The sequence below is a fragment of the Stappia sp. ICDLI1TA098 genome, assembly GCF_054880955.1.
The window spans coordinates 135,656-155,786 of sequence record NZ_JBTZBT010000003.1; the positions used below are offsets into that span (position 1 = coordinate 135,656).

General features: G+C 66.5%; 22 protein-coding genes. 10 read left to right on the top strand and 12 right to left on the bottom strand.

The window, feature by feature from the left end:
- Positions 1–66: 66 nt before the first annotated feature.
- Positions 67–1,659, bottom strand: a complete 1,593-nt coding sequence (ggt, locus tag ACSLUQ_RS15635; protein ID WP_461809058.1) for a gamma-glutamyltransferase — start codon at positions 1,657–1,659, stop codon at positions 67–69.
- 242 nt (positions 1,660–1,901) lie between these two features.
- Here ggt and ACSLUQ_RS15640 point away from each other — a divergent pair, with 242 nt between their 5' ends.
- Complete coding sequence (locus ACSLUQ_RS15640; RefSeq protein WP_417771584.1) at positions 1,902–2,336, top strand: GlcG/HbpS family heme-binding protein; 435 nt, start codon at positions 1,902–1,904, stop codon at positions 2,334–2,336.
- A gap of 77 nt (positions 2,337–2,413) precedes the next feature.
- Here the strand turns inward: ACSLUQ_RS15640 and phaR are convergent, their stop codons facing one another.
- Entirely contained in the window at positions 2,414–3,010 is a 597-nt protein-coding gene (gene phaR, locus ACSLUQ_RS15645; protein WP_461809059.1) for a polyhydroxyalkanoate synthesis repressor PhaR, read from the bottom strand.
- A gap of 334 nt (positions 3,011–3,344) precedes the next feature.
- Between phaR and ACSLUQ_RS15650 the strand changes: the two genes are divergently transcribed.
- Together ACSLUQ_RS15650 and phbB are read left to right on the top strand one after the other, a co-directional pair.
- On the top strand, positions 3,345–4,526 hold the full coding sequence (locus ACSLUQ_RS15650) for an acetyl-CoA C-acetyltransferase (protein ID WP_461809060.1): 1,182 nt from the start codon (positions 3,345–3,347) through the stop codon (positions 4,524–4,526).
- A gap of 243 nt (positions 4,527–4,769) precedes the next feature.
- Positions 4,770–5,498, top strand: coding sequence for an acetoacetyl-CoA reductase (phbB, locus tag ACSLUQ_RS15655; RefSeq protein WP_417771581.1), 729 nt, complete (start codon positions 4,770–4,772; stop codon positions 5,496–5,498).
- Positions 5,499–5,733: 235 nt separating this feature from the next.
- Here phbB and rpmF read toward each other — a convergent pair whose 3' ends face one another.
- The 3 genes from rpmF to ACSLUQ_RS15670 all read right to left on the bottom strand — a co-directional run bounded on the left by rpmF (position 5,734) and on the right by ACSLUQ_RS15670 (position 7,774).
- Complete coding sequence (gene rpmF / locus ACSLUQ_RS15660; protein ID WP_417771580.1) at positions 5,734–5,919, bottom strand: 50S ribosomal protein L32; 186 nt, start codon at positions 5,917–5,919, stop codon at positions 5,734–5,736.
- Positions 5,920–6,071: 152 nt separating this feature from the next.
- Positions 6,072–6,815 (bottom strand): monofunctional biosynthetic peptidoglycan transglycosylase, encoded by a 744-nt coding sequence (gene mtgA / locus ACSLUQ_RS15665; protein WP_461809061.1) that lies wholly within the window; start codon positions 6,813–6,815, stop codon positions 6,072–6,074.
- Positions 6,812–7,774 (bottom strand): hydrogen peroxide-inducible genes activator, encoded by a 963-nt coding sequence (locus tag ACSLUQ_RS15670; protein ID WP_461809062.1) that lies wholly within the window; start codon positions 7,772–7,774, stop codon positions 6,812–6,814. The genes mtgA and ACSLUQ_RS15670 overlap by 4 nt, the downstream gene beginning before the upstream one ends.
- Positions 7,775–8,021: 247 nt before the next feature.
- Between ACSLUQ_RS15670 and ACSLUQ_RS15675 the strand changes: the two genes are divergently transcribed.
- From ACSLUQ_RS15675 to ACSLUQ_RS15690, 4 genes are all read left to right on the top strand, one after another.
- A complete protein-coding gene (locus ACSLUQ_RS15675) occupies positions 8,022–8,573 on the top strand; it encodes a peroxiredoxin (protein ID WP_417771577.1) in 552 nt (183 codons plus the stop codon).
- A 121-nt stretch (positions 8,574–8,694) separates the two neighbouring features.
- Positions 8,695–9,222, top strand: a complete 528-nt coding sequence (locus tag ACSLUQ_RS15680; RefSeq protein WP_461809063.1) for a carboxymuconolactone decarboxylase family protein — start codon at positions 8,695–8,697, stop codon at positions 9,220–9,222.
- Positions 9,223–9,420: 198 nt separating this feature from the next.
- Complete coding sequence (locus ACSLUQ_RS15685) at positions 9,421–10,344, top strand: polyprenyl synthetase family protein (RefSeq protein WP_461809064.1); 924 nt, start codon at positions 9,421–9,423, stop codon at positions 10,342–10,344.
- Positions 10,345–10,367: 23 nt separating this feature from the next.
- Positions 10,368–11,045, top strand: a complete 678-nt coding sequence (locus ACSLUQ_RS15690; RefSeq protein WP_417771574.1) for a helix-turn-helix domain-containing protein — start codon at positions 10,368–10,370, stop codon at positions 11,043–11,045.
- Here the strand turns inward: ACSLUQ_RS15690 and ACSLUQ_RS15695 are convergent.
- From ACSLUQ_RS15695 to gloB, 5 genes are all read right to left on the bottom strand, one after another.
- Positions 10,994–11,392, bottom strand: coding sequence for a VOC family protein (locus ACSLUQ_RS15695; RefSeq protein ID WP_417771573.1), 399 nt, complete (start codon positions 11,390–11,392; stop codon positions 10,994–10,996). The genes ACSLUQ_RS15690 and ACSLUQ_RS15695 overlap by 52 nt on opposite strands.
- Positions 11,393–11,469: 77 nt before the next feature.
- Positions 11,470–12,168, bottom strand: coding sequence for a hypothetical protein (locus ACSLUQ_RS15700; protein ID WP_461809065.1), 699 nt, complete (start codon positions 12,166–12,168; stop codon positions 11,470–11,472).
- Complete coding sequence (locus tag ACSLUQ_RS15705) at positions 12,168–13,388, bottom strand: argininosuccinate synthase (protein ID WP_417771571.1); 1,221 nt, start codon at positions 13,386–13,388, stop codon at positions 12,168–12,170. The genes ACSLUQ_RS15700 and ACSLUQ_RS15705 overlap by 1 nt, the downstream gene beginning before the upstream one ends.
- A gap of 185 nt (positions 13,389–13,573) precedes the next feature.
- Positions 13,574–14,020: a cupin domain-containing protein gene (locus ACSLUQ_RS15710; RefSeq protein ID WP_461809066.1), complete on the bottom strand. Its 447-nt coding sequence runs from the start codon at positions 14,018–14,020 to the stop codon at positions 13,574–13,576.
- Between the two features lie 16 nt (positions 14,021–14,036).
- Complete coding sequence (gloB, locus tag ACSLUQ_RS15715; protein ID WP_461809067.1) at positions 14,037–14,822, bottom strand: hydroxyacylglutathione hydrolase; 786 nt, start codon at positions 14,820–14,822, stop codon at positions 14,037–14,039.
- A 246-nt stretch (positions 14,823–15,068) separates the two neighbouring features.
- On the opposite strand from gloB, the gene ACSLUQ_RS15720 reads away from it, so the two are divergent.
- Positions 15,069–15,887: a class I SAM-dependent methyltransferase gene (locus ACSLUQ_RS15720; RefSeq protein WP_417771568.1), complete on the top strand. Its 819-nt coding sequence runs from the start codon at positions 15,069–15,071 to the stop codon at positions 15,885–15,887.
- Here ACSLUQ_RS15720 and metW read toward each other — a convergent pair.
- Both metW and metX read right to left on the bottom strand, forming a co-directional pair.
- On the bottom strand, positions 15,823–16,443 hold the full coding sequence (gene metW / locus ACSLUQ_RS15725) for a methionine biosynthesis protein MetW (protein ID WP_417771567.1): 621 nt from the start codon (positions 16,441–16,443) through the stop codon (positions 15,823–15,825). The two genes, ACSLUQ_RS15720 and metW, sit on opposite strands and share 65 nt — an antisense overlap.
- Entirely contained in the window at positions 16,440–17,621 is a 1,182-nt protein-coding gene (gene metX, locus ACSLUQ_RS15730; RefSeq protein ID WP_417771713.1) for a homoserine O-acetyltransferase MetX, read from the bottom strand. The genes metW and metX overlap by 4 nt, the downstream gene beginning before the upstream one ends.
- Before the next feature lie 333 nt (positions 17,622–17,954).
- Here metX and hisC point away from each other — a divergent pair, with 333 nt between their 5' ends.
- Together hisC and ACSLUQ_RS15740 are read left to right on the top strand one after the other, a co-directional pair.
- Positions 17,955–19,082 (top strand): histidinol-phosphate transaminase, encoded by a 1,128-nt coding sequence (hisC, locus tag ACSLUQ_RS15735; RefSeq protein WP_461809068.1) that lies wholly within the window; start codon positions 17,955–17,957, stop codon positions 19,080–19,082.
- Between the two features lie 55 nt (positions 19,083–19,137).
- Entirely contained in the window at positions 19,138–20,073 is a 936-nt protein-coding gene (locus ACSLUQ_RS15740; protein ID WP_461809069.1) for a prephenate/arogenate dehydrogenase family protein, read from the top strand.
- Positions 20,074–20,131 lie beyond the last annotated feature (58 nt).

Here is a 20,131-nt window from a genome sequence, read left to right on the forward strand (position 1 = left end):
CCCGCAGGACAGAAAACGCCCGCCGAACGGCGGGCGTTTTCATGAAGGGCGACCGGGCAGCCGACCTCAATAGCCGATTGCGCAGCCGTCCTTGCGCGGATCCGATCCGCCGACCAGCATGCCATTCTCGCGGTCGATCAGGATTGCCTGCGCCCCGCCGATCGGTTCATCGACAAGCATGATCTCGTGGCCAAGCGCCCCAAGGCCGGCAAGTGTCTGTTCCGGCACGCCTCGCTCGGCCTGCAGCACATGCGTCTTCTCGTTGAAGAACATGCGCGGCAGATCGATCGCCTGCTGCGGGTCCATGCCGAAGTCGACCATGTTGGACAGCACGTGGGCATGGCCGCAAGGCTGGTAGCCGCCCCCCATCACTCCGTAGGAAAGATGCGGCAGGCCGTCCTTGAGCACCATGGCAGGGATGATCGTATGCAGCGGCCGCTTGCCGCCGTCGATGCAGTTCGGATGGCCGGGCTCGAGGCGGAAGCACGCCCCTCGGTTCTGCAGCAGCACCCCACTCTCCCGGGCGCAGATGCCCGAGCCGAAGCCCTTGTAAACAGAGTTGATGAGCGAAACGGCGAGACCGTCCTTGTCCACCACCGACAGATAGATCGTGTCGGAGGACGGCCCGAGCAGTGCCGGCGGAATGTCGCCCATGCGCGCCCCCCGCGACACGCGGGACGCGAGACGATCCAGATAGGCATCGCTCAGGAAAGCCTCGGGCCCATGCGGCATATGCGCCGGATCGGCGAGATACATGTCGCGTACCGAATAGGCGAGACGGCCGGCCTCGAGCTCGAGATGGAACCGCTCGACGCCTGTCGGATCGAGACCGGAAAGATCGAAGCGCTCGAGAATGCCAAGCAGCACGAGCGCGATGAAGCCCTGGCCATTGGGCGGCAGTTCCACGACCTCGACCCCGCGATAGGGATGGCGCACCGGCACCATGTCGAGCGTCTCCATGCCGGCGAGATCATCCAGCGTCATGAGCCCGCCGCGCGCCGAAAGCGTTGCAACGATATCGCGCGCCACCTCGCCTTCGTAGAACCCTTTCGCACCCTCCGAGGCAATGCGCTCCAGCGTGCGGGCAAGCCCCGGGTGGCGCATGACGGTGCCGACCGCCGGCGCCGCGCCGTCCACCAGATACTCCGCCCGTGCGCCCGCGTCGGCGGCGAGTTTCGCCACGTTGCGCGCCCAGTCGAAGGCGACGCGCGGTGCGACCGCATAGCCGTGGCGGGCATAGCCTATGGCGCGCGTGAGCACCTCTCCGAGGCCGCGCGTGCCATGGCGGGCCAGCAGCGTCTCCCAGGCCCGCACGGCGCCGGGCACCGTCACCGCATGGGGACCGCAGTCGTCGATCGCCGTCATGCCGATCTCGGCAAGCTTGGCGGGCGTCGCGGCCTTTGGTGCCGGGCCGGACCCATTGAGGCCGAAAAGCTTTCCGTCCGGACGCGCCACAATGGCGAAGCAATCGCCGCCGATGCCGGTCATCTGCGGCTCGACAACCGCAAGAACGGCCGCCGCCGCAACGGCCGCGTCAACCGCGTTGCCCCCGCCCTGCAGGGTCTCGAGAGCTGCCGCGCTTGCCAGCGGATGGGACGTCGCGGCCATGACCGTGGGGGCGTGGACGCTCGAGCGTCCGGGAAAATGGAAATCGCGCATTGCGTGAAGATCCTGTCGGTTGTCGGAGATCTCGCCGGGCTCGCGGCGCAGAGCCCGCGCCCGGTCCGGGGCGGTTTCTGCATGGCCGGGAGCGTGTCGAGACGCGGGAATGACGCCGGCGCGGCCCTCCATTTTTTCCATGCCGGCACGAGTATTTGTCGTTTTTGCCCGTTGGTCGACAACCACCGGACTGATAGCGATAGGTCCACGGTAACCCGACGACGCACAGGAGACTTTCGCCAATGGGCAAACTCACCCTTTCCCTTTCGGAGAAGATCGTCCAGGCAGCCTTCGCCAAGGGCGCGGAACTGAGCCTGAAGCCGCTGACGGTCGTCGTTCTCGACGCCGGCGGCCACACCATCGCCCTGCTCCGCCAGGATGGCGCTTCGATCCTTCGCCCGCAGGTCGCCACTGGCAAGGCCTTTGGCGCGCTCGCGGTCGGGGCCGGATCGCGCTGGCTTGACGCCAACGCCCAGACCCGCCCCCATTTCATCCAGGCGCTGAATGGCGTCGCAGGCGGCAACATCGTTCCCGTCGCCGGAGGCGTGCTGATTCGCGACGGCGAGGGCGGCGAAATTCTCGGCGCTGTCGGCATCACCGGCGACAGCTCGGACAATGATGAGGCCTGCGCCGTCGCCGGGATCGAGGCGGCGGGCTTCACGCCCGACGTCGGCTAGGCAGACAATACGAGACAAGGGAAAGGCCGGCGAAGGAGCCGGCCTTCTTGGTCGTGCGCACGCCCGCCAGCGACACCCTATTTCTTGTCGGTGGCAATCGAGTCGAGCTTCTTCTGCATCTCCACAAGCTGCTTCTTGAGCTGATCAAGATCCTCGGCGCTCGCCGCTTGCGGGGCTGCGCCCGGCTCCCGGATCGCGCCCTCATCGCCATCGGCACCCTTCGCTGCGCCAAACGGCAGGAACATGCGCATTGCCCGGTCGAAGATCTCGGCATTGCGCTTCACGTGATCCTCGATCACGTCGAACGCGCCCGTTCCGAAGGCACCCGACATCTGCTCGCGCAGCTTGTCCTGCTCTTTCGTCAGCGAGTTCATGGAAAAGTCGAGATAGCTCGGCACCACGTTCTGCATGCTGTCGCCATAGAAGCGGATGAGCTGGCGCAGGAACGTGATCGGCAGAAGATTCTGCCCCTTGTTTTCCTGTTCGAATATGATCTGGGTGAGTACGGAACGGGTAATTTCCTCGCCCGACTTCGCATCGAAGACCACGAAGTCCTCCTCCCCCTTCACCATCAACGCGAGATCCTCGAGCGTCACATAGGTGCTCGTGCCCGTGTTGTAGAGGCGGCGGTTGGCGTATTTCTTGATGATCGTCGGCTCGGTCGTCTTGCCCATATCGTCTTCCGGCTTCCGGCTTTGCGCTGCGCGATACGCGCGCGCTATCCTCCCCGGCGGCCCGTCGTCGACCCGGCGCGCCGCCCCTTCTGCCTTGTACGATAAGCCAATTGTCGCCTCCGGTACCACCGTTTTGTCTGCCCGCTGACAGGCGTGCCCAATCCGGCCTCCTCAGACCAAATGATGAGCAGGCGAAGCCGTCTTTTCGCGCCTCCGTCCCATGCGTTGCGGTTGACTAAGGTCGGGCGAGCGTCTCTAGTTGGGCCAAAGCGCGCGAAAAAACATAAGCATGAGGGGCGCGTTTCCGGGAGGTCCGGATTTCGGAGGCATCATCATGAGCGCAAACACCGACGTCGTCATTGTCAGCGCCACGCGCACACCCGTCGGATCCTTCAATGGATCCTTCGCCAATACCCCCGCCCATGAACTGGGCGCCATCGTCATCAAGGCGGCCATGGAACGCGCCGGCGTTACCGGCACGGAGATTGACGAGCTCGTCTTCGGCCAGGTTCTCACCGCCGGCCAGGGCCAGAACCCGGCACGCCAGGCGGCGATCCTTGCCGGCATCGATCCGGCCGCAAGCGCCTGGACGCTCAACCAGGTCTGCGGCTCGGGCCTGCGCACCGTGGCCATCGCCATGCAGCAGATCGCGGCCGGAGACGCCTCGATCGTCGTCGCCGGCGGCCAGGAAAGCATGTCGCTCTCGACCCACTGCGCGCATATGCGCTCGGGCTACAAGATGGGCGACTTCAAGATGATCGACACGATGATCAAGGACGGCCTGTGGGACGCCTTCAACGGCTACCACATGGGTCAGACGGCCGAGAATGTCGCCGAGAAGTGGCAGATCTCCCGCGACGAGCAGGACGCCTTCGCCGTCGCGTCCCAGAACAAGGCCGAGGCTGCCCAGAAGGCCGGTCGTTTCAAGGACGAGATCACCCCGGTGACCGTCAAGGAGCGCAAGGCCGAACGCGTCGTCGAGGATGACGAGTACATCCGCCACGGCGCCAGCCTGGAAGGCATGGCCAAGCTGCGCCCCGCCTTTGCCAAGGACGGCAGCGTCACCGCCGGCAACGCCTCGGGCATCAACGACGGCGCCGCGGCGCTGGTGGTGATGAGCGCGGCCGAGGCCGAGCGCCGCGGCCTGACACCGCTTGCCCGCGTTGCATCCTGGGCCACCGCCGGCGTCGATCCCGCGATCATGGGCTCCGGCCCGATCCCGGCTTCGCGCAAGGCGCTGCAGAAGGCCGGCTGGAAGGTCGAGGACCTCGATCTCGTCGAGGCCAACGAGGCCTTCGCGGCACAGGCTTGCGCGGTCAACAAGGACATGGGCTGGAACCCGGACATCGTGAACGTCAATGGCGGCGCGATCGCCATCGGCCATCCGATCGGTGCGTCCGGCGCCCGCGTTCTCGTCACGCTTCTTCACGAGATGGGCCGGCGTGACGCGAAGAAGGGCCTCGCCACGCTGTGCATCGGCGGCGGCATGGGTGTCGCCCTCTGCGTCGAGCGCTGAGCCGACAGGCTCTCGCAGCGGACGGCCCTTGGGCCGTCCGCATTGCGGCGCAAGCCGCCGCGCCAGGAGACACCACACCTCCACCGCAACACTCGAAACGCCCCGCGAAAGAACGGGCGAAGCACAACCATAAATTGATATAGATCATTGAAAGCCAGCAACCGCTGGGGCATCACCGCGACATCTGGAAAAGATCATGAGGGCTTTTTCAGCTTGTCTGAGCCGGCAGAGGAGACGACGTCCATGAGCAATGTGGCAATCGTGACGGGGGGCACGCGGGGCATCGGCGCCGCTATTTCAAAGGCGCTGAAGGATGCCGGCTACACGGTGGCGGCGACCTACGCTGGCAACACCGAGAAGGCGGAAGCCTTCAAGGCCGAGACCGGAATTCATGTCTACAGGTGGGACGTTTCGGATGCCGAAGCCTGCAAGGAAGGCGTGGCGCAGGTCGTATCCGACCTTGGCGCGGTCGAGGTGCTGGTCAACAACGCCGGCATCACCCGCGACGGCTGGTTCCACAAGATGGACTACGAGCAGTGGTCGGCGGTGATCCGCACCAACCTCGATTGCATGTTCACGATGACCCGTCCGGTCATCGACGGCATGCGCGAGCGCAGCCACGGCCGCATCATCAACATCTCCTCGATCAACGGACAGAAGGGCCAGCTCGGCCAGACCAACTATTCCGCCGCCAAGGCCGGCGTCATCGGCTTCACCAAGGCTCTTGCCTCAGAAACGGCGCGCAAGGGGATCACGGTCAACGCGATCTGCCCGGGCTATATCGATACCGACATGGTCGCCGCCGTGCCGGAGAAGGTCCTTGAGGGGATCATCGCGGGCATCCCGGTGGGACGCCTTGGCCAGGCCGAGGAAATCGCCGCGGCGGTGGTCTATCTCGCGTCCAAGCAGGCAGCCTTCATGACCGGCGCGGTCATGACCATCAACGGCGGTCAGTATTACGCCAACGGCTGACCACCCGAGCCGGTCTCCATACAAACGAAAACCCCGGATGCGTCGCCGCATCCGGGGTTTTTCAGTGCCGCCGCGCAGATGCTACGGCAGCGCAAACACGCAAAAAGGTAAAGGGACCGGCGCAACCGGTCCCTTTACCGAATATTCTTGTCCTGCAGGCGTCGGACCTGCAAGCGCGCATTGCGCGCCGCGTCGGATCCGTCCCTGCGGGTCTTCATCCGCGCGGCAAGCCCGCTCAGACGCCGTCCTTCGGCGCCAGGATCTGACGACCGCGGTACATCCCGGTCTTAAGGTCGACATGATGCGGACGGCGCAGCTCGCCGGAATCCCTGTCTTCGACATAGGACGGCTGCCGCAGGGCGTCGGCGGAGCGACGCTGACCGCGCTTCATGCGCGAGGTTTTTCTCTTCGGAACGGCCATTGTTCTTCTCTCCGTCGTGCAATATCCCGCGAACCCGGACCGGGTCTGCCCGGGGCGTGGGTCCACGCGGTGTGCAGGAATGGCGGGCTTATACCGAAACCCGCAAGCATTTGCCAGCCCGAAAGCGATTTTTTTGCGCTCCGCCGCTTCGTTTATTGGCCCGAGGCAAAGCCGGGCAGGCAATCGAGGTGCGGATCCATTCCCAAAGCCCGCCCCCGGTTGATCCGCGCCAGCCGCGCGTGCCCCGGTTTCGGATTGGCCGGATTGCGCGCCAACGGGTTCGGAAGGGCGGTCGCAAGGCGTGCGGCCTCGCTGCGCGAAAGCTCGGACGCGGGCTTGCCGAACCATGCCTGCGACGCCGCTTCCGCGCCGAAGACGCCCTCGCCCCATTCGGCGACATTGAGATAAATCTCCAGGATCCGCCGCTTTGAGAGCATCGCGTCGAGCATCAGCGCCAGCGGCAGCTCCATGCCCTTTCGCACGTAGCTGCGCCCGTTCCACAGGAAGAGGTTCTTGGCGACCTGCATGGTGATCGTCGAGGCACCGCGCACGTCATCCCCCTCGCCGAGCGCATCGATCTGCTTGTCCAGCGCCTGCCAGTCGACGCCGCCATGGTCGCAGAAACGGCCGTCCTCGGAGGCGACAACCGAGCGCACCAGGGCCGGAGCAATGTCCTCGAGCCGGACATAGGTCCGGTCGACCCAGAGCCCCTGTGCGTAGCGCGTCAGCATCAAGGTGCTGACCGGCGGCGCGACCGCGTAGACGATGGTCAGCAGCGGCGGCACAAGCACCAGCGCGAGAACGACCCTGAGAAGGATCCTGCGGATGGACACCCGCCGCCTGGACGGACGCGTATCGCCACTCGCCTCGCCTCCCGCCCTGCCCCGTCCGCTCACGCCATCGTCTCCGCGTCCCCGTCGTCATCACCATTCTTGCCAGCCTTCGCCGCCGGCGTCGAGCGCCCGGCAAGGTGGTCGCGCAGCGCCGCCGCAAGGGTGCGCGCATCGGCCGTATGGGCGGACCGCCTGCGCCAGACAAGCCCGAGTTGGCGCACCGCCTGCGCGCCCTCGATCGGCACGATCGAAAGCCGCGTTCCGCGCGCCACCCCCGCCCTCACGGCAATTTCGGGAACGAGCGTCAGGCCGAGACCATTGTCCACCATCTGCACGAGCGTCGTCATCGACGAAGCGCGAATGTCATCGGCCTCCATCGGAGCCCCTCCGTTGAAGGCCAGCAGCACGTGCTCGCGCAGGCAGTGCCCATCCTCCAGCAACAGCAGCGGCTCGCGCCGCAACCGGGCCAGATCCACCGGTGCCTGCGTGGCCAGCGGATGGCCCTCGGGAAGCGCCAGCAGCAGCCGGTCGGAGCCGATCACCTCGCTTTCCAGATCTCCCGTGTCATAGGGCAGCGCGATCAGCAGGACGTCGAGGCGGCCATCCTTGAGGTCCTGCACGAGCACCCGGGTCAGATCCTCGCGCAGCACGAGACGCAGGTCGGGGTGCGCCCTGCGCAGCGCCGGCAGGGCCTGGGGAAGAAGGAAGGGCGCAATGGAGGGAATGACACCAAGCCTGAGACGCCCGGAAAGGGGCTTGCGCGCCGCGCGTGCCAACCCGGCGAGGTCCTCGGCCTCGCGCAGGATCAGGATCGCCCGGTCGAGAACGCTTTCGCCGGCCTCCGTCAGCGACAGTACCCGTCCCGACCGGTCGATCATTTCCGCCCCGAGACACTCTTCGAACTGGCGGATTGCGCCGGACAGCGTCGACTGGGTGACATGGCAGGCGCGCGCCGCGCGCACGAAGGAGCGATGCTCCGCGAGCGCGACGAAATACTGCATTTGCCGAAGCGTCGGGAGCATTCGCGGGTTCCATTCAACCGGTGCCGGAGCATCACGCCGCGGCGTTTTGACAGGCCTCCGACAAGATGACGCAGGGGCGCCCTGATGTATCGACAATACCGATGCACTACATCGGATTTATCGGTTTGACCGAACGTCGTTTCATTTGCATACCCGGTGTCATTGCACTGCACAACAGGCAGGGCAAACCGCTTTTCAGGCACCGCGCGCAAGAGCGCGCGCCGGGCCTCAACTCAGGAGACACACCATGATCGGTATTGGCGACAAGCTGCCCGAGTTCGAGATCGTCGGCGTGAAGCCGGGCTTCAACCACCACGAGGAGAACGGCGAGAGCGCGTTCGAGACGCTGACGGAGACCAGCTTCGAGGGCAAATGGAAGGTTATCTTCTTCTACCCGAAGGACTTCACCTTCGTCTGCCCGACCGAGATCGCTGAGTTCGCCCGCCTTGCCGGCGACTTCGAGGACCGCGACTGCGTCGTCCTCGGCGGCTCCACCGACAACGAGTTCTGCAAGCTCGCCTGGCGTCGCGATCATCCGGATCTGGACAAGCTGCCGATCTGGTCCTTCGCTGACACCAACGGCTCGCTGGTTGACGGCCTCGGCGTGCGCTCGCCCGACGGCGTCGCCTATCGCTACACGTTCATCGTCGACGACGAGAACACCATCCAGCACGTCTATGCGACCAACCTCAACGTCGGCCGCAACCCGAAGGACACGCTGCGCGTTCTCGACGCCCTGCAGACCGACGAGCTGTGCCCGTGCAACCGTGAGGTCGGCGGCGCAACGCTCGCGGCCTGATCGGCGCGAAGCAGAAACAGGGCGGCGGGACGTGTCCCGCCGCCCCTTCGATCCGCAGTATCGCGTGCCACGGCACGCGCACCGGCACCCTTCGCCGGAGACCCGTTCCAGGAGACCGTTCATGTCTATTGATGCCCTGAAGGCCGCGCTGCCGGATTTTGCCAAGGACACGCGGCTGAACCTGTCTTCGCTCGCCAGCGACGAGACCTTCACCGACCAGCAGAAATACGGTCTGATGGTCGCCTGCGGCATCGCCAGCCGCAATCCGACGGTTCGCGCCGAGCTGATCGAGGAAGCCGGCGCGCATCTGAGCGCCGAGGCACTTGCCGCCGCAAAGGCGGCAGCGGCGATCATGGCGCAGAACAACGTCTACTATCGCTTCGTCCACCTGGCCTCCAATGACCAGTACAAGACCATGCCGGCGAAGCTGCGCATGAACATCATCGGCAAGCCCGGCGTCGACAAGGTCGATTTCGAGCTGTGGTCGCTTGCGGTCTCCGCCATCAACGGCTGCGGCATGTGCATCGACGCCCATGAGGACATCCTGCGCAAGGCCGGCATGTCGAGCGAGCAGATCCAGACCGCAATCCGCTACGCCGCCATCATCCAGTCGGCCGCCGTGGCGCTGGAGGCGGATCTCGCCGCCTGAGCGCAGCTCGCGCGGCTGTCCCTTGGCGCGTTTCGCGCGGTTGACCTTTGGCGCGTTTCGCGACACTGAGGTGGAGAGACAAGACAACGGGCGGTGCGGTCTCCGGCAGCACCGCCCGCAGCGTTTTCGGAACAGCACGGAGGGGCCCCGCCCAGGCGGGACCGTGCCTGGCGAAAGACAACCAAGCGGAGGCAGAGCTTGACCCACCAGGATGCGTCCGGCGGCGATCCCGTCCGCCTGCTTGCCGATTGCGCACGACGTGTAGAGGCGGCACTCGATAACGCCCTTGCGACCTCCGCCCTTGCCGGTGAGCACCCCCGCCCCGAACGCCTTGTCGCGGCCATGCGCCATGCGGCCCTTGGCGGCGGCAAGCGCCTGCGCCCCGGCCTCCTTCTGGCCACGGCAAGGCTTTTCGGTCGCGACGACGAGGGGGTGATTCTTGCCGGCGCGGCGCTGGAATGCATCCACTGCTACTCGCTGGTCCACGACGACCTGCCGGCCATGGATGACGACGACATGCGTCGAGGCCGTCCGACGGTGCACAGGGCCTACGATGAGGCGACCGCCATCCTTGCCGGCGACGCGCTGCTCACCCTCGCCTTCGACCTGATCGCCGCGCCGGCCGTTCACACCTCGGCGGTCGTGCGTCTCGAGGCCTCGCGCGAGCTTGCCCGGGCCGCCGGTCACGGCGGCATGGCGGGTGGTCAGATGCTGGACCTCGCCTCGGAGCACCGTGACCGCAGCGAACAGGAAATCCGGCTCCTCCAGGCCATGAAGACCGGCGCGCTGATCCGTTACGCCGCACGTACCGGCGCGCGCCTTGCCGATGCAAGCGGCCCCGATCTCGAGCGGTTGACCCGTTTCGGCGAGATCATCGGGCTTGCATTCCAGCTCGCCGACGACCTTCTGGACGTGGAAGGCGATGCCGCCCGCCTTGGCAAGGCCGCCGGCAAGGATGCGGACGCCGGCAAGGCGACCCTCGTCGCGCTCAAGGGCGTTGCCGAGACACGGGCCGAACTCGCGGACCTTGTCGCGGAGGCCGAGGCCTTGCTGGCGCCTTTCGGCGCGCGGTCAGCCGAACTGGTGGCGCTCGCCCGTTTCGTTGCCGACCGCGACCGCTAGAACCAGCGCATGTCCGGCCGGCAATGACGACTCTCCTCGATGTCTGGGATCATACCGTCACCGCGCGCGGTTGCGACCTTGTCCTGCCGGACGGGTGCCGCGACCTGATCCTGGTCACCAAGCCCGGCTCAAGACCCACGGCTTTCGTCAGCGACCTGCACACGGCCCCGGTTCTGACCACCGACTTTCCGCCCGGCACCCGGCTGACGGGTTACCGTCTTGCGCCGGGAACGCGGATCGACACCCCGCGCCTTCTGACGCGGATCACGCAAGCCAGGGACAATCCGGCCTCTCCCCTTTCGCTGATCGACGAACACTGCGGGCGAGAAATCGGAATCATCGAGGCGTTCGCCGCGATCGAGGCGGCTCCCGCCGCAACGGCTGCAGGGCTCGCTCGACGCCTGTCGCTCACGCCCCGGACCTTGCAACGGCTGTTTCAGGCCAACGAGCTGCCCGCCCCCGGCTTCTGGCTTCGCCTGGCCCGTGCACGGCATGCGGCATCGGGACTGCGCGAAGATGCGCCGCTTGCCGACATCGCCGCCGACGCGGGCTATGCGGACCAGGCGCACATGACGCGCGCCTTCCGCCACTGGTTCGGAGCGACACCGGCGCGGCTCAGGACCGACCCGCACCGGCTCTCGCTGCTGGCTCAGTCCGGACTCGCGGTCCCGGCAACGGGTGAGCAGATCTCGACCAGATAGCCGTCGGGATCGGACACATAGGCCGTCGTCTGGCCCCAGTCCTCTTCACGCGCATCCTGAACAAGCTCCGCACCGGCGGCGCAGGCCCTGGCCAGCGCACCTGCGACATCATCGGTCTCCAGGGCGATCTCGAAGACGGGCGCGCCCGGGACCGCTCGTGCAGGCGTCTTGCCAAGCTGCGTCATCAGGGAGCGCGCGGAAAACGCCAACTTCGTCCCGCCTGTCGCGAGTTCACCGTAGGTGCCGCTGTCATGCAGGAAAGCGGTCTCGAGACCGAAGGCACGCTGGTAGAACGCCAACGCGCGGGCCACATCCTCCACGTAGAGGATGGTGTAGCGAAATTTCATCGAAGGACCTCCTGATCGACTTGTCCGCCCTTCGCATACTCCGTCGCCGCAAGCCAGTCTTGAAGATTTGCGACAAGCTAGAAGGCCGCGCTCAGAAAGCTGCGCATGTGAAAGCTGGCCTCCTCGGGCCCTTGCGCATGCGCGCGTCCGAAGGGGCAGGCACGCCGCGCCAGACAGCCCCGGTGGCAGTCGGCGGACGGATTCGCCGAAAGCCACGCCAGGCAGCGGGGTACGTCGTAGCCAGTGCTGTCGAGCGCACCGGCGGGACAGGCGGAAATGCAGGGGGGATCGGAGCACGTCGGGCACGGGCCGTCGCCGGAGCGCCCGGTCGCCGGCAGCGCCTCACGGGACAGGAGCGCCGCACGCAGCCCCAGCCAGGGGCCATGGAGCTCGTCGGCGAGAACGCCCAGGGGCGAGCGCGAGAAGCCACCCGTGCGAAGCGCCCAGCGCTGGAAAGGATGCCAGGGCGGCCCATCGAAGGGAAAGACGACGCCAAGCTGCTCGTCTTCCGCGACAGCCGTGAGCGCGGCACGGGTGTAGCGGTCGAGCGGATCGGACGCGCCATCGCGCCACTCGGGGCGCTCCTTCAGGATCGGGAGAACGGTGTTCGACAGGCTGCCGACGACGAGAACCGCGGCAGCGGGTGCCCCGTCCGGCAAGGCGGGCACGTTGTCGTCAGGTTCGGGAGCAAACCCGCCCGCGACAAGAAACCCGGCGCGGGCGAGGCGCCTGCCAAGACCGGCAAGCCACGCCCCGTCCCGCGCCGGGTCGCTCATTACTTCACGCGGTCGCGCTTGGCGAGCGTGCGCAGGCGCAGCGCGTTGAGGCGGATGAAGCCGGCCGCGTCCTTCTGGTCGTAGGCGCCGTGGTCATCCTCGAAGGTGACCAGGTCCTCAGAGTAGAGCGAATGGGGCGACTGACGGCCAACCACGATGACATTGCCCTTGTAGAGCTTCAGGCGAACCTCGCCGGCCACCTTCTCCTGGCTCTTGTCGATCGCCGCCTGCAGCATCTCGCGCTCGGGCGAGAACCAGAAGCCGTTGTAGATGAGCTCCGCATAGCGCGGCATCAGCTCGTCCTTGAGGTGAGCGGCACCGCGATCGAGCGTGATCGACTCCATCGCCCGGTGGGCGGTGAGCAGGATCGTGCCGCCCGGCGTCTCGTAGACGCCACGCGACTTCATGCCGACGAAGCGGTTCTCGACGAGATCGAGCCGGCCGATGCCGTTGTCGCGGCCATAGTCGTTGAGCTTGGCAAACAGCGTCGCAGGCGACATCGCCTCGCCGTTGAGGGAGACGGCGTCGCCCTTCTCGAAGCCGATGGTGATCTCGGTGGCAACATCCGGCGCGTCCATCGGGGAAACTGTGCGCTGGTGCACATACTCCGGCGGCTCTTCCCACGGATCCTCGAGAACCTTACCCTCCGAGGAGGAATGCAGCATGTTGGCGTCGACCGAGAACGGTGCCTCGCCGCGCTTGTCCTTCGGCACCGGAATCTGGTGCTTCTCGGCGAAGTCGATCAGGTCGGTTCTGGACTTGAGCGTCCAGTCACGCCACGGCGCGATGACCTTGATGTCGGGATCCAGCGCATAGGCGGAAAGCTCGAAGCGGACCTGGTCGTTGCCCTTGCCGGTGGCGCCATGGGCGATGGCGTCGGCGCCGGTCTCATGCGCGATCTCGATCAGCCGCTTGGAGATCAGCGGACGGGCGATCGAGGTGCCGAGCAGGTAGACGCCCTCATAGAGGGTGTTGGCACGGAACATCGGGAAGACGAAGTCGCGAATGAACTCCTCGCGCAGATCGTCGATGTGGATCTCCTTGATGCCAAGCATCTCGGCCTTCTTGCGGGCCGGCTCAAGCTCCTCGCCCTGGCCGAGATCGGCGGTGAAGGTCACCACCTCGCAGCCATATTCCGTCTGCAGCCATTTCAGGATGATCGAGGTGTCGAGGCCGCCAGAATAGGCAAGCACCACCTTTTTGATATCTTTGTGAGCCATGAGGTCCTGAGTCCAGTAGATCCGGTGTCGAAGTCCCGGCGATGCGGGATCGGGGAAGATGCCAGGAAGATCGAGACCGATCCTCCCGCTGCCCTGGAACCCCCGAAAGGGCAGCCGAAAACCGGGCGCACTGTAGCCCGTGCACCACGAAGCGCAAGCCGGGAAATCGGGAGCTTCGCCCGCCGTCAGCCTTGCGACGGCGGCTCGAAACCGGCAGGCGCCATCTCGAAGCCGGCGAACTCGAAGCCCGGCGCGACGACGCAGGAGACCAGCGTCCACGCCCCCAGACTGCGCGCCGCCTGCCAGGCGCCCGCCGGCACGATGCCCTGTGGTGTCTCGCCGCCGACAAGGTCGCCGCCGAGGGTAACGGTCTTGCGGGCCGTCCCCTCCCCGGCGACCTCTAGCGCCAGCGGCGCGCCGGCATGCCAAAGCCAGATCTCGGCCGCATCAACCCGATGCCAGGCGGAGTGTTCGCCCTCGGCGAGCAGATAGTGGATCGTCGTTGCGCGGGCTCGGCCGGAGGCATCCACCGCGTCGTCACGAAAGGTCTCCCGGTAGTGCCCGCCCTCGGGGTGCGGGCTGAGTTCAAGAAGCCGAACGACCTCGTCGGCAGACATGTTCGAAGCGGTCATCGCATCCTGCGGCATCTCAGAAACTGTCCTTGCGGCGGCGGATCTCGGCGAAGACCTCGGCGTCGCTAGCGGTCTCCATCCCCAGACCCGCGCGGATCGCCGGATCGCGGGCGCGCAGGAAGGGATTGGTGGCAAGTTCCTGCGACATGGTCGTCGGCAGCGCCGGCCGTCCGGCCGAGCGCAGCGCCTCCACCTCCTCGGCACGGGCGACAAGCGCCGTGTTCTGCGGATCGATCGTCAGCGCGAAGCGGGCGTTGGAGAGCGTGTATTCGTGCCCGCAGTAGATCCGCGTGTCGCCGGGAAGACGGTCGGCAAGCTTGTCGAGCGAGGACCACATCATTGCCATGTCGCCCTCGAACACACGACCGCAACCCAGTGAGAACAGCGTGTCGCCAGTGTGGGCGAACCCGATCTGCGGCGCGAACCAGGAGATCTGGTCGAGCGTGTGGCCCGGCGTCCCGATGGCCTCAAGCAAAAGCCCCCCGATCTCGAGCCGCTCCCCGTCGCTCACACCCGCGTCGAGCCCGACGATCCGATCGCGCGACATCTCCGGCCCCGTCGCCCTGGCGCCGGTCTCCGCCTTGAGGGCCTCAAGCCCCTGGACATGGTCCCAATGGTGATGGGTGATCAGGATGTCGGTGAGACGCCAGCCCGTCTCCGCCAGCACCGCGAGATAGGGCGCCGCATCCGGCACATCGATGGCAATGGTCCGCTCCGACGCAGGGAGATGCAGGATCACGCCGAAATTGTCGTCGAGACACGCAAACTGCCGGATATCCGCATCCATGCCGCCACCGTTCATTCTCGCTACCCCGTTGCCGCCGATTGTCGATTGTCCGCGCCGCTCCGCGCGCGGCCAAGACTGCACCGGGGACCCGAACGAGACAAGACCCCAGGCCGCTCCGCCGGCGTCATATTGAGCGGTTGCATCGCGCGTCGCGGAAGGGTTCAATCGGCCGGCGGCTACCGGGTCGGGACAATCCCTGAACCCCGCCGTCCGACACGCGATGGTCCGGGTGTCCCTGCCGAAAGTGCTCTCAGGTTGCCCATGTATCTCGACGCCGCGCATCAACGCACCTTCTACGACCTGCCGCTTGGATTGATGCTGCGTGTGCTTGTTGGCGCGCGCGTGCGCGCCTTCTGGCCATCCCTCGCCGGCAAGCGGCTGGTCGGTATCGGCTATGCCGGCCCCTACATGCGCCCCTATCTGGACGAAGCTTTGTGCTGCATCGCCGCCATGCCGGCGCAACAGGGCGTCGTCGCCTGGCCGCGCGGCGGGCGAAACTCCGCAACGCTCGTGGAAGACGACGACCTGCCATTTCCCGATCACGTCTTCGACAACGCGCTGATCGTCCACGCGCTCGACCACAGCGGCGACCCGGAGGCGCTCCTGCGCGAGGCCTGGCGCGTGCTCGTTCCAGGCGGCCGGGTGCTGGTCGTCGTGCCGAACCGGCGCGGCCTGTGGGCGCGCTCGGAAATCTCCCCCTTCGGCTACGGGCGCCCGTTCTCGCGCGGCCAGATCGAGGCGCTGCTGCGTGACTGCCAGTTCGAGCCACGCGGCCGCGGGGAGGCGCTGTTCCTGCCGCCGACGCGTTCGCGCCTGCTTCTGCGCGGCGCGCGTACCTGGGAGCGGATCGGGCGACGTCTCTGGCCGGCCTTTGCCGGATTGCTGGTGATCGAGGCGGAAAAACAGGTCTATCGCGGCGCGCCTGTGCGCCAGCAGCGCGTGTCGCGCAGTTTCCGACCGCTGTTCATTCCCGACGGCGCCACCACAGGATTGAGCGGTCACACCCACATGCGTTTCAACGCTTCAGCAGAAACAGCGCCTGCTCGCCAATCAGGTTCCACACCCACCAGGGTGCCGTGAAGCCGACCGGCTCACCGCGGGCGTTGAGCGCCATCGCCTTGACCATATGCGCATCCACCTCGCCGCACATCGTGACGAAGTCGCGGATGGTGCAGAAGTGGATATTCGGCGTGTCGTACCAGGAATAGGGGAGATAGTCCGTCACCGGCATCCGCCCCTGAAACATGAGCTGCAACCTGTTGCGCCAATGCCCGAAGTTGGGGAAGGAGACGATGACGTTGGCGCCGATGCGCAGGAGTTCGCCCAGCACCTGGCGCGGCGCATAGGTCGCCTGCAGCGTCTGGCTGAGGATGACGAAGTCGAAGGCATCGTCGGGATAATCGGCAAGATCGCGGTCCGCGTCGCCCTGCACGACCGAGAGCCCGCGCGCGACGCAGGCGTTCACGCCGGCCTGGGACAGCTCGATACCGCGCCCGTCGACATGCTTCTCGCGCACCAAAAGGTCAAGCAGCGCCCCGTCACCGCAGCCGATGTCGAGCACGCGGGATCCGGATGTCACCAGATCGGCGACGAGCCTGTGGTCGCCGCGCGCCTGTTCATGCCGCGTCCCGCTCATGCCTGATCTCCCTTCACGGTCTCGCCCGGCGCGGGAATGCCGCGCGCATGGGCGGCCCCGGTGAGGAAGCCCGTCACCGTGCGGAACATCTCCGGCTCGTCGAGCAGGAAGGAATCATGCCCCCGGTCGCTCTCCACCTCCACGAAGGAGACATTCGCCGCAGCCGCATTGAGCGCGCGCACGACCGCCTTGCTCTCGGCGGTGGGAAACAGCCAGTCCGAGGTGAAAGACATCACGCAGAACCGGGTCGGCGAGTGCAGAAAGGCGCGCGCCAGCGAGCCGCCGTAGTCGGCGGCCAGATCGAAATAGTCCATCGCCCGCGTCACATAGAGATAGGAATTGGGATCGAACCGGTCGACGAAAGTCATCCCCTGGTGGCGCAGGTAGCTCTCGATCTGAAAGTCCGCGTCGAAGCCGAAGGTCACCGCGTCCCGGTCCTGCAGGTTGCGGCCGAACTTGCGGTGCAGCGCCGGGTCCGAGAGATAGGTGACATGCGCGGCCATGCGCGCCACCGCAAGCCCCTTGGACGGGCGCACGCCGCGCTCGAAGTAGCGTCCGCCGCACCAGTTGGGATCGGCCATCACCGACTGGCGCCCGACTTCGTGGAAAGCGATGTTCTGCGACGAATGACGCGCGGCGGAGGCGATCGGCACGGCGGCGAAAACGCGTTCGGGATAGCTTGCGGCCCATTGCAGGACCTGCATGCCCCCCATCGAGCCGCCGACGACCGCAAACAGTGTCTCGATGCCCAGGTGATCGAGAAGAACGGCCTGCGCGTTGACCATGTCGCGAATGGTCACCAACGGCAGGTCGAGCCCCCAGCGCATGCCCGTCGCCGGGTTTGTCGACGCCGGTCCCGTGGTTCCGAGACAGCCGCCGAGCACATTGGCGCAGATGACGAAATAATGGTCCGTGTCGACCGGGCGGCCGGGGCCGACCAGAAGCGACCACCAGCCAGGCTTGCCGGTCAGCGGGTTGGCCGAGGCGACATACTGGTCGCCGGTCAGCGCATGGCAGACGAGCACCGCGTTGGAGCGCTCCGCATTGAGCGTGCCGTAGGTTTCATAGGCGATCTGCCAGGGATCGAGCACAGGCCCGGAATCAAGCTTGAGTGCACGCTCGCCGCCGAACCGCGCGAACTGGCTGGAGGGGGTGTCCGCCTCGCTCGCAGGCGACATGCGCAATTCTCCGCCCGTTGCCGCCGCTTCGGCCACTTCATCCGCCCGTCCGGCGTCCTCGCTTGTCTGGTCCGTCATCGCGCCCCGGCGCTCCTGCCTGCCCCTTGCGAACCCGCCGGCGGAACGGCATGCCGACCGGCGGACGCCGCATAAACCCCACCATTCGGGAGGGTTGAGAGGTAGGAGGCCGGTTCGGTGAGGTCAATGTTTTCTTTTGCCTTAGCCCTTCCGACTGCCTATGAATGGCGCGGATCCGGGGCGCCGGGGGCAGCGTTGCTGCACCGGAGGCGACCAGCGGGTCTCCTTCCAAATCGCGTGAACCGGTCCAGAAACATGCAGCCGACGAACTCCAGCGCAAAACCGACCCCCGCCCTCCGTCCGACGCCCCGCCCGGGCATCATGGAGATCGCGCCCTATGTGCCCGGCCGCACCAAGTCGACCGGTGGCGGCAAGCTTCACAAGCTCTCCTCCAACGAAACACCGCTCGGCGCGAGCCCGGCCGCGATCGAGGCGTATCGCGGTGAGGCCGGGCATCTGGAGCTCTACCCCGATGGCGGCTCCGTCCGTCTGCGCGAGGCGATTGCCGACGTGCACGGGCTCAATGCCGACCGCATCATCTGCGGCAACGGCTCCGACGAGATCCTCGAACTCGTCGCGCGCGCCTACATCGGCCCCGGCGACGAGGCTGTCTTCAGCGAATACGGCTTCATCGTCTACCGGATCGCGATCCTGGCCGCCGGCGGCACGCCCGTCGTGGCGCCGGAGAAGGACCTGACCACCGACGTCGACGCGATCCTTGCCTGCGTCACCGACAAGACGAAGGTCGTCTTCCTCGCCAATCCGAACAATCCGACCGGCACCTATCTGCCGTTCGACGAGGTCCGCCGTCTTCAGGCCGGCCTGCCGCCGCAGGTGCTGCTCGTGCTCGACGCCGCCTACGCGGAATACGTCCGGCGCAACGACTACGAAGCCGGCATGGAACTGGCCGCGACCTCCGAGAACGTGCTGATGACCCGCACCTTCTCGAAGATCTACGGCCTTGCGGCGCTGCGTATCGGCTGGGCGTACGGTCCCGCCCATTTGATCGACACGCTGAACCGCATCCGCGGGCCCTTCAACGTCTCCTCCGCCTCGCAGGCGGCGGGCGCTGCCGCCGTGCGCGACCGCGCCTTCATCGACGCGGCCATCTCGCACAACGAGACCTGGCTGCCCTGGGTGACGAAGGAACTGGAGGCGCTTGGCCTCAAGGTGACGCCGAGCGTCGGCAATTTCCTTTTGCTGCACTTCCCCGAGGACACGGGCAAGACGGCTTCGGATGCAGACCGATATCTGAGCGACCGTGGTTGCGTGCTGCGCGCGGTCGGCGCCTATGGCCTGCCCAACGCGCTGCGCATGTCGATCGGCTCGGAAGAGGCCAATCGAGACGTCGTCGCCGTGTTGAAGGAATTCCTCGCGGCCTGACCTTCCAGGACCCGTGCCGCGCCTGCGGCCGGGTCCCAAGTCAAAGCCTGCATTCATGTCCAATCCGAAGTTTCGCCGCCTTGCCCTGATCGGCATCGGTCTGATCGGCTCTTCCATCGCTCACGTGGTTCGCCGCGAGGGACTGGCCGAGGAAATCGTCATCTCCACACGCTCCGCGCACACGTTGCGGCGTGCCGAGGAGCTTGGCCTCGGTGACCGCTACTGCCTTGATGCGGCGGAAGCCGTCGAGGGCGCCGATCTCGTCATCCTCTGCGTGCCCGTCGGCGCCTGCGAGGCCGTGACCCGGTGGATCGCCCCGGCGCTGTCCCCAGGCGCCATCGTTTCCGATGTCGGTTCGACCAAGGCCTCGGTCGTGCGCCAGATGGCGCCTCACCTGCCCGACAACGTGCATTTCATTCCCGGACACCCGATCGCGGGCACGGAGGAATCCGGCCCCGACGCAGGTTTCGCGGACCTGTTCCGCAACCGCTGGTGCATCCTCACCCCCGTCGAGGGCACCTCCCCCGACGCGCTGGAGCGCCTTGCCGCGTTCTGGACGGACTGCGGATCCATGGTCGACACGATGGATGCCGAGCATCACGACCTCGTGCTCGCCATCGTCTCGCACCTGCCGCACATCATCGCCTACAACATCGTCGGCACCGCCGACGATCTGGCAGCCGTGACGAAGTCCGAGGTCATCAAGTATTCGGCCTCCGGCTTCCGCGACTTCACGCGCCTCGCCGCATCCGACCCGACCATGTGGCGCGACGTATGCCTGCACAACAAGGATGCGATCCTGGAGATGCTGTCGCGCTTCTCGGAGGATCTGGCCGCCCTGCAACGCTCGATCCGCTGGGGCGACGGCGACGCGCTCTTCGACCTCTTCACCCGCACCCGCGGCATCCGGCGCTCGATCATCGCCGCCGGACAGGAGACCGCGACCCCCAACTTCGGCCGCGACAAGCCGGACGAGAGCGAGCGGCGCTGACCCCATAGCGCCCGCTGCGAACGAAAAAGGCCCCGACGGATGCCGGGGCCTTTGAATT